Below are 15,516 nucleotides of genomic sequence, written 5' to 3'. Positions count from 1 at the left end.
GCGCGAAGAACCACCCGATCGAGGAAAAGCCATGCCAGCCTTGAGGTCACGCACCACCACCGTCGGACGTGAAGCCGCCGGAGCCCGTTCCCTGTGGCGTGCCACCGGAATGACCGACGACGATTTCGGCAAGCCGATCGTGGCGATCGCGAACTCCTACACGCAGTTCGTGCCCGGGCATGTGCACCTCAAGGACGTCGGTGAGATCGTGGCGGAGGCGGTGCGTGCGGCCGGTGGCGTGCCCCGCGAATTCCACACGATCGCCGTCGACGACGGCATCGCGATGGGTCACGGCGGGATGCTCTACTCGTTGCCGAGCCGCGAGATCATCGCCGACTCCGTCGAATACATGGTCAATGCGCACACCGCGGATGCGTTGGTGTGTATCTCCAACTGCGACAAGATCACCCCGGGCATGCTCAATGCCGCGATGCGCCTGAACATCCCCACCGTGTTCGTGTCCGGCGGACCGATGGAGGCCGGCAAGGCGGTCGTCGTCGAGGGTGTCGCGCAGGCGCCGACCGACCTGATCACCACCATCTCCGCATCGGCCAACTCCGGTGTCGACGACGACGGCCTCACCGAGGTCGAGCGCTCCGCGTGCCCGACGTGTGGATCGTGCTCGGGCATGTTCACCGCCAATTCGATGAACTGCCTGACCGAGGCCCTCGGACTTGCGTTGCCCGGCAACGGTTCGACGCTGGCCACCCACGAGGCCCGCCGCGCCCTGTTCTCACGTGCCGGTCAGGTGGTCGTGGAGGCCGCCACCCGCTGGTACCGCGACGACGACGCGTCGGTCCTGCCGCGCAGCATCGCCTCGGCCACGGCGTTTCGCAACGCGATGGCCCTCGACGTCGCGATGGGCGGATCCACCAACACCGTGCTGCACATTCTGGCCGCCGCGCAGGAGGGCGAGGTCGCCGACTTCGACCTGTCGGTGATCGATCAGATCAGCCGCAACGTTCCCTGCCTGTCGAAGGTCTCGCCGAACTCCGACTACCACATGGAGGACGTGCACCGAGCCGGCGGAATCCCGGCCATCCTCGGCGAGTTGCGCCGCGCCGGCCTGATCGACGACACCACATCGACCGTCCATTCGCCGACCCTCGCGAAGGCCCTCGACGACTGGGACATCCGCAGCGGCACCGCCACCGACGAGGCGTTCGAGCTGTTCCACGCCGCACCCGGAGGCGTGCGCACCACCACCCCGTTCTCCACGGCCAACCGCTGGAGTTCCCTGGACACCGACGCCGAGGGTGGCTGCATCCGCGACTTCGATCACGCCTACACCGTCGAGGGCGGACTGTGCGTCCTCAAGGGCAACCTTGCTGACGACGGTGCCGTGCTCAAGACCGCCGGCATCAGCGAGGACCTGTGGCACTTCGAGGGCCCGGCCCGCGTGGTGGAAAGCCAGGAGGAGGCCGTCCAGGTCATCCTGAGCAAGACCATCCAGGCCGGCGAGGTCCTCGTGGTCCGTTACGAGGGCCCGTCCGGCGGTCCGGGCATGCAGGAGATGCTGCATCCGACCGCCTTCATGAAAGGCACCGGCATGGGCAAGAAGTGCGGACTGATCACCGACGGCCGGTTCTCCGGCGGTTCGTCGGGTCTGTCGGTCGGCCACATCTCGCCCGAGGCCGCCGCAGGCGGCGTCATCGGCCTCATCGAGGACGGCGACCCGATCCTGATCGACGTGAAGACCCGACGCCTCGAGGTCCTCGTCGACGACGAGGTGCTCGCCGAACGTCGCGCCAAGATGGAGGCCTCGGAGCGTCCGTGGCAGCCCAAGGATCGTCAGCGTCCGGTCACCACCGCGCTGCGTGCCTACGCGAAACTGGCGACCTCGGCCGACAAGGGAGCCGTCCGCAAGGTCGACTGAGTCGGCTCCCCCGTCGACCGCGTAGCCCGCACCACGCCGGGCCCGAGTGGGTACTTGCCTGCCGGCCGAGTAGCCCGCGACGAAGGAGCGGGCGTATCGAGGTCTCCTTCGCATGCCGAGGCCGGAACCACTCAGCCCGGATTGCCGGGCGACTCAAGCGGATTGGCGCCGTTCAGGAAAATCCACACGACGACAGCCGCAGCGATCGCCAGCGCGAGCCACACCACCGACCCGATGAACGGCCGTCGCGCCCACTTACGTGGTCGGTCCAGGGAATACAGCCCGGGCCCGGTGAGGATCAACGCAGCGGCCGCGACGGCCAGCAGGATCTCGTACTCGACGCCACCGGCAGAGGCGAAGTAGGAGAACCCGCCGGCAAGGGTGACCCGGAACGTCGTGGCCAACAGCATCACGGACAGGATCGCGCAGGCACCGATCGGCGTGAACAGTCCGAGGATGATGAGTGCGCCACCGACGACCTCGGTCACGCCGCCGGCAATCGCCAGGATGTGCACCGCGTCGGGATGGAACCCGAGCGCGGGATCGGCGTCGTTGGCGAGGAAGTCCTGATACCCCGAGATCCCGGGTCCACCCCACCACCCGAACAGATGCTGCAGGCCGTGCGCCACCGCTGCGACGCCGAGACCGAGCCGCAGAACCAGCAGGCCCAGATCGAGGGTGCCGCGCGGTTCCCGAACCGCGGCCACCGTCACGGGTTCGCGGTCGCCGTCGTGGTCCGGCTGATCGGACTGCTCGTGCGGTTCGTCACTGTCGTAGGCGGCGAGGGCCGCCGGGGCCGGCATGGCCGCGGTGCGGCTATCCCCGTCGTCGGAGGTGTCGAAGTCCTCATCGGTCAGTGCCCGGGTGGGCGCAGGACCGTCGGACTGGGCGTCCTCGCGCCGCGTCTTCGCAAGCTCCGGGAAGGTTTCCTCGACCGACGGGATCGGTGTGGGAGGCTGCCGTGTGGTTGCCTCGGCGTCGATCTTCTCGGTCTCCTGCGCGGCGGTCTTCGCGGTCGTGGTGTTTTCCGTCGCGGCGGCCGCCGCAGGCACGCCTTGTGCCGACGACGCGCCGGCCCCCTCTTCCGCTGACGGCGCCCGATCCTCCGCTGACGGCGCCTTCGGCTGTCCGGTCGGGGTCGCCGACTTCGGCGCAGTGCCGATCTTGGCGGTGGGCGCGGTATCCGCCGCCGAGGGGCCATCGCCGGTGCGCGACGTGGGCGGGTCGACCGGGGTCACCGGCGGCATGGGCACCGGGTTGCGCCGTTTGGCCGAAGGCGGGACCTGCAGCGGCCTGGTCTCGACTTCGTCGGGCCCGATGTCGTCGAGGGATTCCACCCTTGAGACCTGGCCGGGGCGACGGCGGTGACGTTCGTAGAAGGCGTCGCGGTCGGCTTCACTGATCTCGGGTACCCGGAACGAGCCCGTCGGTTCGTCGTACGGGCTCGGCGGCTGAAAGTTATCGTCGCCGGCGTCGGACTGTCCACGCTCGCTCACATGGCCGATGCTAGAGGTTTCGACGGTGGAGGCGGTCGACCGCCGCGCGGTCGGAGGGCAACGATTGGTGATCGCTACTGTGGTGGGCATGCGACAGGGGCGGCATATTCACCGACGAGGCCGGGATTCACGGTCCCGGCGGAGCATCGCCGCTGTCCGTAATCGTGTTGCGGTCCTCTTGGGAATCTTTGGACTCGTCGTCGCGCTAGCCGGTTGTGATTTCTCCCAACAGGACCGCGATCAGGCAGCCGGACAATTCAGTGAGAACGATGAGAACTTCAATCTCCCATCGACTCCGCCGCAGTCGACTCCGCAGGAGGGGCCCAGTCCGTCGCCTCCGCCGCCGGGGCCGTGCGTTGACCCGGACCCGGCGGTCATCGCCACCTGCCTCGCCTCCACCGGCGGCCTGCGTGCCGGCGACGACCAGGGTGAGGTGACAATCGTCGCCGAGCGCACCACCGGCAAGATCATCACCACCAAGCGCTACGGACCGCCGCGGACCGTCGCGACCTTCCCGGTCGACGGTTCAGGCGACGGTGGTCTCATCGACTTCGCATTCTCTCCCACCTACGACCAGGATCAGCTGATCTATGCGTTGATCACCACCCCCAGCGACAACCGGGTGGTGCGGTTGGCGCCGGGCGACGTCCCCAAACCGATCCTGACGGGAATCCCGAAGGGCGCCACCGGAAACATGGGCGCCATGCTGTTCGCCTCACCCACCGAACTGGTGGTGGCGACCGGAAACGCGGGTAACCCGGCAGCGGCCAACGACCCGGCGTCCTTGGCCGGAAAGCTGCTCTCGATCACCGATCTGTCCTCCGGCGGCAATGCTCGCCCGAAGGTTCTCACCTCCGGGCTCGGCTCCAATGTGTCGCTGTGCCCCAACACTTCCGGCACGTTGTACATCGCCGACCAGGGCCAGACCGAGGACCGCCTGCAGTCGGTCGACGAGTCGGGCACCGCGACCGTGCTGTGGACCTGGCCGGACAAGCCACAGATCGCCGGATGCGCGGCCACCACCGGTCAGGTCTTCGTCAGTGAGACACGGGGGCAGCGGATTGAGGCGATCACCGCCCCGACACGTGACAACCCCACCGTCAATCCGCCGACCGTCGTGTTGGACAAGCGGTATGGGGCTCTCGGCAGAATGACCGCGCTGGAGAACGGCGTCATCCAGTTCGCGACGGTCAACCGCGCCTACGGCCAGCCGGTCAGCACCGATGATCGTGTCGTAAGGTTCATCGCTCCGCCGGCGGGTGAGAGTCGGACGTAGTCCAGAGCCGCGTCACAGCTCGATGGTCGGCAGACAGCTTCGTCACACGCCTGATGTCAGCCATCCGTCCGGACTACATTCGCGGCCCGACCACCGGTTTGCCGGTAATGTGCCGATGCACAATCAATGCGGAGGTGATGGGTGGCGCTCCAACCGGGCGACGAGTTCGCGGGATACCGGATCATCTCTCTCCTCGGTCGCGGCGGCATGGGTCAGGTGTACCTCGTCGAGAATCCGCACCTGCGCCGCCGCGAGGCGTTGAAGGTCATCTCCGCGGCGGGCGCTCATGACTCCGACTTCCAACGCCGTTTCACCCAGGAGGCCCAAACCGCGGCCGCCCTGAGCCATCCCGCGATCGTCACCATCTATCACTACGGCGTCGAGGACGAGACCCCGTGGTTCACCATGGAGCATCTCGACGGCGCCAACCCCACCCACCAATCACTGACCACAGAAGAGGTCGTCGAGGTCGCCGGACACGTCGCCGCAGTCCTCGACTACGCCCACCGCCGCCACGTCGTCCACCGAGACATCAAGCCCGCCAACATCGTTGTGCTCCGCGACGACGATGGCGCCATCGAACGCGCCGTCGTCCTCGACTTCGGTATCGCCAAACTCCTCGACGCCACGGGTTTGACCGCGAGCAGCGCGTTCATCGGAACGCTCGCCTACACTGCGCCGGAGATCATCGACGGCCATCCGGCATCGCCGGCGTCGGATCAGTATGCGCTCGGCTGCACCATCTACGAACTACTCTGCGGCACAATGCCTTTCACCGATTCAACGCCTTCGGCGTTGATGATGGCGCATATCTCGCGACCGTATCCGCCACTACTGGAGCAGGACCGCACCCTTGGCCGGTTTGATCAACTACTGTCAAAGGCACTCGCCAAGAGTTCACCCGAACGGTTCACAACCTGTCGCGACTTCACACATGAACTCACCTTCGAGGCACTTAAGACCTCACCCCGCCAAGACAAAACGGCAGCACAACAAGCGGCCCTTCAGTTCGCGCCGACCATCGTCCCACCCCATATGGCGATTGAACCGACTCCGTCGGAGCATACTGGTTCCGCACCAGACGCTCCTTCGGACGCATCGACCGTTGTCCAATCAGCGGGGATTACCCAGGAGCGCCGTCCGCCATCCACTACCCACGTAGACCGGGCGATTTCGACACGGGAACCGACAGGGACCGCACAGGCCAGGGTCACGAACTCAGAACGGTCACGCTTGCGCACGAGAAGGCGACGGACCATCGCCATGTCCATCATTTCGTTGCTGGTTGTCATTACTGCCGGCTCAGTCGCTGCGTGGCTGGCGGTTGATGGGCAACGAGACTCGGTTGCCGATTCGATTCGCACCGCCGCACCGGGCACGTGCGTTCACTACGAGTATGAAGGTTCGAAGATTACCGAGTTCTACCACGCCGACTGTGGGTCGCTGTCGGCCAACTATCGCGTGGGAGGTCGCGCCTCGGATCCGGAAGAATGCCCGTACAACCAGTGGGTCCGGTCGACCTCTTCAGGCGATGAAAGCGTACTTTGCCTGCTCAGAGAGAGATAGTGCCCCGTGTGTCAGCGGTCATGTAATTCCCAGGTTGAGGGGGGTGAGTCCGTCACGTTATTCCGCACCTCGGCTGTTCGTCCTCCCGGGGCCGGCCATATCTACCTGAGGTCAGCTCGCCCCTCACCATTGATTTCGTAAGGACTCCACAGAGAAACAGCGCGACCACTGCGGCACTTTATCCGAACCCACCCGGCCCGCGGCGAAACAGCCGGCAGGCCGTGAACTACTGGCAGGCAGCCAGCACAAGCTCCTGAACCCGAGCCGGATCTGCCTGCCCACGAGTCGCTTTCATGACATCGCCGACGATCTTGCCGGCCGCCTTGACCTTGCCACCGCGGATCTTCTCCACGATGTCGGGGTTGTTGGCGAGCGCTTCATCGATGGCCTTCTGCAAGGCGGAGTCGTCGCGCACGACCTCGAGGCCACGATCGGCGACGATCTGCTCGGGCTCACCCTCACCGTCGAGGACGGCGACAACGACCTGCTGTGCCAGCTTGTTGGTGAGTTTGCCGGCGTCGACGAGACCGATGACCGTGGCAACCTGTGTCGGCGAAATCGGCAAATCGGCGAGCTCGATCTCACGGGAATTCGCCTGCTGCGCCAGGAACGACACCCACCAACCACGAGCCGCCTCGGGCGCTGCGCCCGCGTCGACGGTCGCGATGATCAGGTCGACGGCACCCACGTTGACCAGGTCACGCATCACCTCGTCGGAGACACCCCACTCCTCCTGGATGCGCGCACGACGCACCCACGGCAACTCGGGCAACGTCGCCCGGATCTCCTCGATCCACGCCGGATCCGGCTGCACCGGAGGCAAATCCGGCTCCGGGAAGTAGCGATAATCCTCGGCGGTCTCCTTGCGACGGCCGGGAGAGGTGGTCCCATCGGTCTCGTGATAGTGCCGGGTCTCCTGGATGATCTCGCCACCCGCCGCCAAAATGGCTGCCTGGCGCCGCATCTCGTAGGTGACCGCAACCTCGACACTCTTCAGCGAGTTCACGTTCTTGGTCTCGGTGCGTGTGCCGAATTCGCTTGCGCCCTTGGGCATCAGCGACACGTTGGCGTCACAACGCAGTGAACCCTGATCCATCCGGACGTCGGAGACGTCGAGCGCCTTGAGCAGATCCCGCAGCGCAGTCACATAGGCGCGCGCCACCTCCGGTGCCCGCTCCCCCGCACCGACGATCGGCTTGGTGACGATCTCCACCAGCGGGACACCGGCGCGGTTGTAGTCGAGCAGTGAGTGATCGGCGCCATGGATTCGTCCGGCACCGCCGATGTGCAGCGACTTTCCGGTGTCCTCCTCCATGTGCGCGCGCTCGATGTCGACGCGCCACGTCGTTCCGTCGGAGAGCACCACGTCGAGGTAGCCGTCATAGGACGTCGGCTCGTCGTACTGGCTGATCTGGTAGTTCTTCGGCTGATCGGGATAGAAGTAGTTCTTCCGTGCGAACACACTCGACGGCCGGATCGAGCAGTTCAACGCCAGTCCGATGCGGATGGCGTATTCGATGGCCTTAGCGTTGGCCACCGGCAGCGAGCCGGGCAGTCCGATGCACACCGGGCAGACCTGGGTGTTGGGGTCGGCACCGAAGGCGGTCGGGCAGCCGCAGAACATCTTGGTCGCGGTACCCAGTTCGACGTGGACTTCCAGGCCCATCACCGGATCGAACTCGGCGATGACCTGGTCGTAATCCATCAAGTCGGCAGCTGCGGCAGTCATGGCCACCAGTTTATGCGGCGCCGAACCTCCACGACGCGACGGGTGAGAACACCCCGGACCCCGCTCGGGAAATCTCCGGGTGCGGGTTACGGGTCATCCCCGATGCGGTACTGCCCCCCGGTTCCTACCGTGGAAATCACCTGATCATCGACTACTAGGGAGCGCCCGATGGCCACCGACTATTCACCCACCCCGCTGTCGCAACCGACGCCGGAGCGACGCCTCACCCGTTCACGCAGCGACGCCTGGATCGGCGGCGTTTGCGGTGGAATCGCCCAACGCTACGGCTGGGATCCCACATTGATCCGAGTCCTGTTCGTCGCGTCGATTCTGCTCCCCGGCCCGCAGGTGCTCCTCTACCTGCTGCTGTGGATCGTCATCCCCCGCGACCCCGCCTGAGGCCGACAGCAACCCCGAGGTGCACCGGTCACCCGAAGATGACGCGGATCTCCTGATACTGATCCAACGGCACCGTCTTCGGGTTGGCCAACGCCTGATCGAAGGTGATGCGGGCGATCTCGGTGCCGTGCAACGCCACCATGTGACCCCACTCCTTGTCGGCGACGAGGTCGGACACCGCCATCCCCAGCCGCGTCGCGAGCACCCGGTCGAACGCCGTCGGCGTACCACCGCGCTGGATATGTCCCAACACGGTGGCCCGGGTCTCGATGCCGGTGCGTTCCTCGATCATCGGGGCCAGCACCTCGGCAATTCCGCCCAGCCGGGGACGGTTGAAGCCGTCGAGGCCCTTGGTCGAGTGCGCGGAGTCCATGTCCGGAAGCTTGAATCCCTCGGCCACCACCACCATCGGTGACCTGCCACGATTCTTGACACTGGTCACCCACGCACAGATCTGATTGATGCTCTCCGGCTGTTCCGGGATGAGTATCGCGTGCGCACCACCGGCGATGCCGGAGTTGAGTGCGATCCAGCCGGCGTGACGGCCCATCACCTCGAGCACCATGCACCGCTTGTGCGAGTTGCCGGTCGTGCGCAGCCGGTCGATGGCCTCGGTCGAGATCTCGACGGCCGTGTTGAAACCGAAGGTGTAATCGGTGGCGTTGATGTCGTTGTCGATGGTCTTGGGGACGCCGACGATGTTGATGCCGTCCTCGTACAAACGCTTCGCCGCCGACGCGGTGCCCTCACCACCGATGGCGATCACCCCGTCGATGCCGAGGTTCTTGAGCACCTTCTTGATGTTCTCCGGACCACCGTCGGGCTCGGAGTACGGCCCGAAACGGCTGGTCCCCAGGATCGTGCCACCCTGATTCGACAGGCCACGGACCACGCTGCGGTCGAGGTCGATGATGTCGCCGTAGACCAGTCCGTACCAGCCGTCGCGGAATCCGACAAACTCCTGGCCGTAGACGGTTTCCCCCTTGAGGACGGCTCCACGGATCACCGCGTTGAGTCCCGGGCAATCGCCGCCGGACGTGAGTATCCCGAATCGCTTGGCCATTCCGCTGAGTGCCTCCTGCCGCGTCTGATTCCGCGAACGGTTGTCCCGTCCCCGAACAGCACTCAATCTAGTGCGCTGGGAGCACTCGTGCCGGACGTGTGATGGCCCGCCTGAGCGTCGAACACTTCACTTGAGACCGTTCTCATAGGCAAACACGACCGCTTGCGCACGATCACGCAATGACAACTTGGCCAGCACACTGCTCACATGTGTCTTCACCGTCTGCTCTGCGACGAAGAGTTCGGTGGCGATCTCGTGATTGGACTTCCCGTCGGCGACAAGGTCGAGAACCTCACGTTCGCGGGGCGTCAGGATGTCGGCAGCATCGGATCGAGGGCGACGGGGACGCTGGTCGGTGATCTCGCGGATCAACCGCCGCGTGATCGACGGGGCGAGCAACGCCTCACCTGCGGCGACCACCCGCACCGCACGGACCAACTCGTCTGCGGGAGCATCCTTCAGCAGGAATCCGGAAGCACCGACCCGCAGGGCCTCGTACACGTAGTCATCGATGTCGAAGGTCGTGAGCATCAACACCTTGGTCCGGCCGGAAGCCCCGTCGGCGGGGTGCGCAGCCGTCGACGCGCCCGATCCGAGTGACGCGCCCGATCCGAGAATCTGGGCGGCCGCCCAGATTCCGTCCTTGCGCGGCATCCGCACATCCATGAGCACGACGTCGGGTTTCACCCGTCGACACACCTCGACAGCCGCCACTCCGTCGGCGGCATCGCCGAGAACCGAGATGTCCGGTTGCGCGGCAAGTAACGCCGAGAAGCCTTGACGAACCATTGCCTGGTCATCGGCGACGACAAGCGTAATCGGCACGGCCGCAACGCTACCCTGACACCGCGGCGAACCGGCCCGGTGCCTCGACGACACCGCGGCCGGCAATGGCAGGAATGTATGCACGCACGACGAAACCGCCATCGCGGGTGGGATGAGCGGTCAACCATCCACCGACTGCCCGTGCTCTATCGCTCATCCCGGTAATCCCGACACCCGCACCGCCGAGTTCGAGCGGTGCGTCGGTACCAGCCGCGTTCACCACCGTCACCTCGGCACCGTCGTCGGCGGGCACCAGGGTCACCGCGATCGTGGCACCGGGTGCGTGTCGTGTCGCATTGGCAAGGGATTCCTGCACGATGCGGTAGATGACCAGCGCCGATGACTCCGCGAACTCCGCATGATCAAGCGTGTCGGACACCGTCACCGACGCCCCCGCCAGCCGCGTGTGGTCGAGCAACGAATCGATGTCGGCGAGACCTGGATTGGGTGCTGAGCTGGCCTGTGTCCCGTCGAGACGCAGGACACCGAGGAGCTGCCGGACCTCGTCGAGCGAGTTTCGGGCGGCCGACGCGATGGCGTCGAACTCGGCAGCGGCGGCATCGCCGACATCGGGAATGCGGTAACGCGCAGTCTGTGCCATCACCACCACCATTGACATGCGGTGCGCCACAACATCGTGCAGGTCTCGGGCAATGCGGGCCCGCTCTTCGAGGACCGCGGTCACCGATTCAGCCGCCTTGGTCTCCTCGGCACTGGCCGCCAGTTGCCTGCGGGAGCTGAGCAATCCTCTGAGCAAGGCAACGACCACCGCCATCGATGTCACGCCGAACACCCACCCCACTCGGACGGTGGGCGGGGCTGCAAGCGCGAACGCTGCGGCCGACACCAACCACACCGGGGCGAGATACCGCAACGGACACCGCAGATACGCCACGAATGTCAGCACCAGTAGCGCAATGATCTGGGTGACCTGAATCGTCCACGGCCAGCCATTGGCGGTGGGCACCAGAAATCCGATCAGCTGCGCGGCGATCACACAGACCGCCCACCCCAACAGAGGCGCCGCCCACGCAAGGGCCAGCGGCAGCGTCGCCACCGCCGCCGTCACCGGCAACGCATACGACGGAAGGTCATGCGTCTCCGGAAGCGTCGGCCACGCCACGGCGAACAACACCACCGCAAAGATCAGGAAGAACCAGTTGACCGGCGACCGTAGATAGGCACGGACATCGGGATGTTGTACCACCGGCAGACCCCGGATCTCCGTGGCGGCCGCGCTGCCGATCTGACGAACTACGCGCAAGAACATGTCACTCACCTCCCGCTCCACGCTAGAGGGTGCGGACCTCCATGTCGTCATACTGCAGAGGGAGATGCGGGTGATACCGGGTGGCTACCTCGCACGTCACACCCCGCTCCGACGTCGCGAGACACAACCACCACTGCGACCGATGTGTGCAGGCGTGCGCGATTCCTAGCGTCGAGAACCATGACCTTGCTGCATGACGATGACCCGAACGCGTCCTTGGCACCGCACCCGCCGACCCACCACCGACCGACACCGCATCGACCGGTCCGCCACCGGCACCGGATTATCCGAATCATCTTCTGCAGCTTGTGCTTACTTGCAGCCGCTCTCATCCACACCGCCATTCACGTGCCCACAGCAGCGGCCGGCGGACAGTTGGCCGATATGTCGACCGCGCGCAGTTCCCCGGCCGCCACGTCGGCGGTCGACGCCCTGGTCGGCCCTGACCCTGCCCAGACCCTGCGGTACCTACCTCCGGATTTCGCACGAGTGATCGGCTACCGACCGCTCTTGACGGACGGATACCCGGTCAACCCGACCGGCCGGTGCTCCTCACCGGTACCCTTACCGCAGAGGTTTGAACCACTTTGCAAGACACACGATTTCGGCTATGACCTACTCCGCTACAGCGCGCGGACCGGTGCGCCGTTGCAGCCGTGGGCCCGGCTCGCCATCGATCGCATGCTGATCGATCGCATGCGCGCCAGCTGCACCGGCAATCCTTGTGCCGCCGCCGCGGAGGCCAGCCGAATCGGATTGGCCGTCAACACCTGGCGCCAGAACGGCGAAGCCCCGGTATCACGAGAATCGTTGTCGCACATCGTGATGACGACGATGTGGAAGATTGTCGACGGAAACCTTGGAGTCATCGGCGGCGAACGATGATTGCCGTGCGGACCTCGCGTGCCATCGAGGCACCGCATGCCTGTATCCCGATCTCAGCAGCAATCGGTCTGATGATCGCACTGTGGCCCGGCTCGCTGCCTCGCTCCACCGGCTCCTCGGCAGCTGTCGTCGCCGGATGCGTAGGAGTCGCCACGATCGCGGCACGCCTGTGCACGTGCCGACGGACCGCGGACTCGTCGCCACGCCGACGCCTGATACTGGTGGCCGCCACTCTCGCCGCGGCCTCCACCGTCAGCGCCAATGTCGCGTGGCAGAACACCATTCGCGCAGATCTCGGTGTCGCGTCGATTGGCGCGAGGTACTGGTGGGTGATGTTCGGGACCGCCGTGGTCACATTCGTGATCACAGTGTGGACATCACATCGCGCTGTCGCCATCGCAGGCCTGCTGACCGCCCTCGTCGCAGGCTCCCTCGCCCCACCCGCCCCGACGGAAGCCGCCACTGGTACCGGCCGGGAACCGACTCGCATCGACGCAGCGGCGGCCGCGCTCACCCGAGGGTGGGTCCGCAGTGGCGGGCTCGACAGCACCGCAGTGGTGATCGCGATACCGACCGGCTCCGGCTGGGTCGACCCTCAGGCCATCGCCGAGATTCGGGATCAGTTCGGTGGCAGCGAGATTCGTCCCGAAAGCCGGCTCCTGCCCGCTAGCCAGTCTTCCCCGGGCGGCCGGCACGCCGGTGTCGCGATCCTCAGCCTGCCATATGCGAATGCCTCGTCGTGGCGGGTGTTCCTCACCGACCCTGATGCGGCCGCGCGCAGCGCGATCGCACTGTTGCGTCACGTGCTCGACGCGCGTGATCGCCGACCCGGTGGTGCGCGTCTGCCCCGCGTGTATCTCTACGGGCAGAGCCTCGGTGCCCTGGGGGCGGATCGCGCCCGGGCATGGGCCGAGCGCACCCACCCAGGTGCGGTGAGTGCGACCATGCTGGCCGGGGTACCGGCAGACAGTATCGACACCACTCACCCGTCCTCGCCGCGCACCATCGTGGCCAACGACTCAGACCCGGTCACCCACTGGTCAGTACAGGCACTGTGGCGTCGGCCGGCGGCACCGGACGGAACCCGACGCGTGGGCAGACCGGCGCACACACCACCCTGGCTGCCCATCGCCTCATTCATCCAGGCGTCCGTGGACCTGCCGGCGTCTCTCGACGGGCCCGTCGGAACCGGACACCGTTATGGACGCGAGCAGATTCAGCCGATCGGGCCGCGCGCCGCCTCGTAGGCCGCGCCCACCCGGTACAGCCGGTCGTCGGCCAGGGCCGGAGCCATGATCTGCAAACCGACGGGCAGTCCGTCGTCCGCGGACAGGCCCGACGGCACCGACATCGCAGCCACCCCGGCGAGGTTGACCGGCAGCGTGCACAGGTCGAACAGGTACATCGCCAGCGGATCGTCGACCTTCTCCCCGATCGGGAAGGCGGTGGTCGGCGTGGTCGGCGAGACCAGCACGTCGACGGATTCGAATGCCGCGGTGAAGTCGCGGGCAATCAGCGTGCGCACCTTCTGCGCCTGACCGTAGTAGGCGTCGTAATAGCCCGCCGACAACGCGTAGGTGCCGATCATGATGCGGCGCTTGACCTCTGGTCCGAATCCGGCTTCCCGGGTCAGTGCCATGACCTCTTCGGCGCTGTGGTGCCCGTCGTCGCCGACGCGCAATCCGTACCGCATGGCGTCGAAGCGTGCGAGGTTCGACGACACCTCGCTGGGCAGAATCAGGTAGTAGGCACCCAGCGCGTAGGTGAAGTTCGGGCACGACACCTCGACAACCTCGGCGCCCCGCGCGGTCAACTCCGCGACGGCCTTCTCGAAGGAGCCCAAGACCCCCGCCTGATAGCCCTCACCCTGCAACTCGCGGACCACACCGACCCGCACCCCGGTGAGATCGCCTGCGGCGCCGGCCCGTGCGGCGCCGACCACGTCCGGGACCGGAACATCGATGGAGGTGGAGTCGCGCGGATCGTGGCCGGCGATCACCTCGTGCAACAACGCGGTGTCAAGGACGGTGCGACCACACGGACCGCCCTGATCCAGCGACGACGCACAGGCGACCAGTCCGTACCGCGAGACGGTGCCGTAGGTGGGTTTGACGCCGACGGTCGCGGTGACCGCGGCCGGTTGCCGGATCGAGCCACCGGTGTCGGTGCCGATCGCCAGCGGCGCCTGATACGACGCGAGCGCCGCGGCGCTGCCGCCGCCGGACCCGCCGGGAATCCTGGTGGTATCCCATGGATTTCGGGTCACCTGATAGGCGGAGTTCTCGGTGGAGCTTCCCATCGCGAACTCGTCCATGTTGGTCTTGCCGAGGATCGGGATGCCCGCGGCGCGCAGCCGGGCGGTGACCGCGGCGTCATAGGGCGGCACCCAGCCTTCGAGGATCTTCGATCCGCAGGTGGTGGGTGCATCGGTGGTGGTGAAGACGTCCTTGAGTGCGATCGGCACACCGGCCAGCGCCGACGGCGTCTCCCCGGCGGCGATCGCGTCGTCGGCGGCCTTGGCGGCGACCAACGCCTCCGCGCCGCTGACGTGCAGGAATGCACCGAGTTGATCGTCGATCTCGGCGATGCGGTCGAGGTGCGCCTGGGTGACCTCCACCGAGGAGACCTCACCGGCGGCGATCTTCGCGGCGAGGTCGGCGGCGGACAGACCGGTGATCTCGTTCGCGGTGCGGGTGGCGGATTCGGTACTCACTGCTCTTCCCCCAGGATCTGCGGAACGGCGAAACGGTCCTGCTCGACGGCCGGCGCACCCGCGAGCGCCTGCTCGGTGGTCAGGCCGGGCACCACCTCGTCGGCGCGCAGCACGTTGGCCAGCTTGGCCGGGTGGGCGGTCGGCGGGACATCGTCGGCAGCGACCTCGGACACCTGGGCGACATGCGCCAGGATCGAATCGAGCTGAGCGGCGTAGACGTCGAGTTCCTCGTCGTCGAGTGCCAGTCGCGACAGCCGCGCGAGATGGGCGACCTCCTCGCGGGTGATCGCGGACTCTGACTGCCCTGACATGTCGATCGTGTCCTTTCTGACCTGGCACTCGAAGACGAGGGCGCACCTCATCCGCTCCTCGGCGCAGTGCCGACAACGCCATCAAGCCTAGACGCCGCCGCCGACGG

13 protein-coding genes are annotated in these 15,516 nt (G+C 66.4%); 6 read left to right on the top strand and 7 right to left on the bottom strand.

Going from position 1 to position 15,516, the window contains the following annotated elements; translation table 11 throughout:
- Positions 1–31 precede the first annotated feature (31 nt).
- Positions 32–1,876: a dihydroxy-acid dehydratase gene (gene ilvD, locus ACWETB_RS13140; RefSeq protein WP_449743876.1), complete on the top strand. Its 1,845-nt coding sequence runs from the start codon at positions 32–34 to the stop codon at positions 1,874–1,876.
- A gap of 131 nt (positions 1,877–2,007) precedes the next feature.
- On the opposite strand, the gene ACWETB_RS13135 is transcribed toward ilvD, so the two are convergent.
- Positions 2,008–3,372, bottom strand: coding sequence for a DoxX family membrane protein (locus tag ACWETB_RS13135; RefSeq protein ID WP_452211518.1), 1,365 nt, complete (start codon positions 3,370–3,372; stop codon positions 2,008–2,010).
- 88 nt (positions 3,373–3,460) lie between these two features.
- On the opposite strand from ACWETB_RS13135, the gene ACWETB_RS13130 reads away from it, so the two are divergent.
- Together ACWETB_RS13130 and ACWETB_RS13125 are read left to right on the top strand one after the other, a co-directional pair.
- Positions 3,461–4,648, top strand: coding sequence for a PQQ-dependent sugar dehydrogenase (locus tag ACWETB_RS13130; RefSeq protein WP_452211516.1), 1,188 nt, complete (start codon positions 3,461–3,463; stop codon positions 4,646–4,648).
- A gap of 141 nt (positions 4,649–4,789) precedes the next feature.
- Complete coding sequence (locus ACWETB_RS13125) at positions 4,790–6,214, top strand: serine/threonine-protein kinase (RefSeq protein WP_452211514.1); 1,425 nt, start codon at positions 4,790–4,792, stop codon at positions 6,212–6,214.
- Positions 6,215–6,440: 226 nt separating this feature from the next.
- Here the strand turns inward: ACWETB_RS13125 and gatB are convergent, their stop codons facing one another.
- The gene (gene gatB / locus ACWETB_RS13120; RefSeq protein ID WP_449743011.1) at positions 6,441–7,943 is read right to left on the bottom strand and encodes an Asp-tRNA(Asn)/Glu-tRNA(Gln) amidotransferase subunit GatB; all 1,503 of its coding nucleotides are present in this window, start codon (positions 7,941–7,943) and stop codon (positions 6,441–6,443) included.
- Positions 7,944–8,111: 168 nt separating this feature from the next.
- Between gatB and ACWETB_RS13115 the strand changes: the two genes are divergently transcribed.
- Positions 8,112–8,342 carry a PspC domain-containing protein gene (locus tag ACWETB_RS13115; RefSeq protein ID WP_449743012.1) on the top strand — a complete coding sequence of 77 codons (231 nt, stop codon included), beginning with the start codon at positions 8,112–8,114 and terminating at the stop codon, positions 8,340–8,342.
- A gap of 28 nt (positions 8,343–8,370) precedes the next feature.
- On the opposite strand, the gene ACWETB_RS13110 is transcribed toward ACWETB_RS13115, so the two are convergent.
- From ACWETB_RS13110 to ACWETB_RS13100, 3 genes are all read right to left on the bottom strand, one after another.
- Entirely contained in the window at positions 8,371–9,405 is a 1,035-nt protein-coding gene (locus ACWETB_RS13110) for a 6-phosphofructokinase (protein ID WP_348806670.1), read from the bottom strand.
- A gap of 126 nt (positions 9,406–9,531) precedes the next feature.
- Positions 9,532–10,230: a LuxR C-terminal-related transcriptional regulator gene (locus tag ACWETB_RS13105; protein ID WP_449743013.1), complete on the bottom strand. Its 699-nt coding sequence runs from the start codon at positions 10,228–10,230 to the stop codon at positions 9,532–9,534.
- 10 nt (positions 10,231–10,240) lie between these two features.
- Positions 10,241–11,500 (bottom strand): sensor histidine kinase, encoded by a 1,260-nt coding sequence (locus ACWETB_RS13100; RefSeq protein WP_452211511.1) that lies wholly within the window; start codon positions 11,498–11,500, stop codon positions 10,241–10,243.
- A 348-nt stretch (positions 11,501–11,848) separates the two neighbouring features.
- Here ACWETB_RS13100 and ACWETB_RS13095 point away from each other — a divergent pair, with 348 nt between their 5' ends.
- Entirely contained in the window at positions 11,849–12,385 is a 537-nt protein-coding gene (locus ACWETB_RS13095) for a hypothetical protein (RefSeq protein WP_452211509.1), read from the top strand.
- A complete protein-coding gene (locus ACWETB_RS13090; RefSeq protein ID WP_449743016.1) occupies positions 12,382–13,632 on the top strand; it encodes an alpha/beta-hydrolase family protein in 1,251 nt (416 codons plus the stop codon). Before ACWETB_RS13095 ends, ACWETB_RS13090 begins: the two co-directional genes overlap by 4 nt.
- Here ACWETB_RS13090 and gatA read toward each other — a convergent pair.
- Both gatA and gatC read right to left on the bottom strand, forming a co-directional pair.
- Positions 13,602–15,098, bottom strand: a complete 1,497-nt coding sequence (gatA, locus tag ACWETB_RS13085; RefSeq protein ID WP_452211506.1) for an Asp-tRNA(Asn)/Glu-tRNA(Gln) amidotransferase subunit GatA — start codon at positions 15,096–15,098, stop codon at positions 13,602–13,604. The two genes, ACWETB_RS13090 and gatA, sit on opposite strands and share 31 nt — an antisense overlap.
- The gene (gatC, locus tag ACWETB_RS13080) at positions 15,095–15,409 is read right to left on the bottom strand and encodes an Asp-tRNA(Asn)/Glu-tRNA(Gln) amidotransferase subunit GatC (RefSeq protein WP_449743018.1); all 315 of its coding nucleotides are present in this window, start codon (positions 15,407–15,409) and stop codon (positions 15,095–15,097) included. The genes gatA and gatC overlap by 4 nt, the downstream gene beginning before the upstream one ends.
- Positions 15,410–15,516 lie beyond the last annotated feature (107 nt).

Source organism: Gordonia sp. NPDC003950 (genome assembly GCF_053605205.1).
The sequence above is the reverse complement of the archived record's forward strand: the minus strand, read 5'-3'. Positions and strand labels throughout refer to the sequence as shown.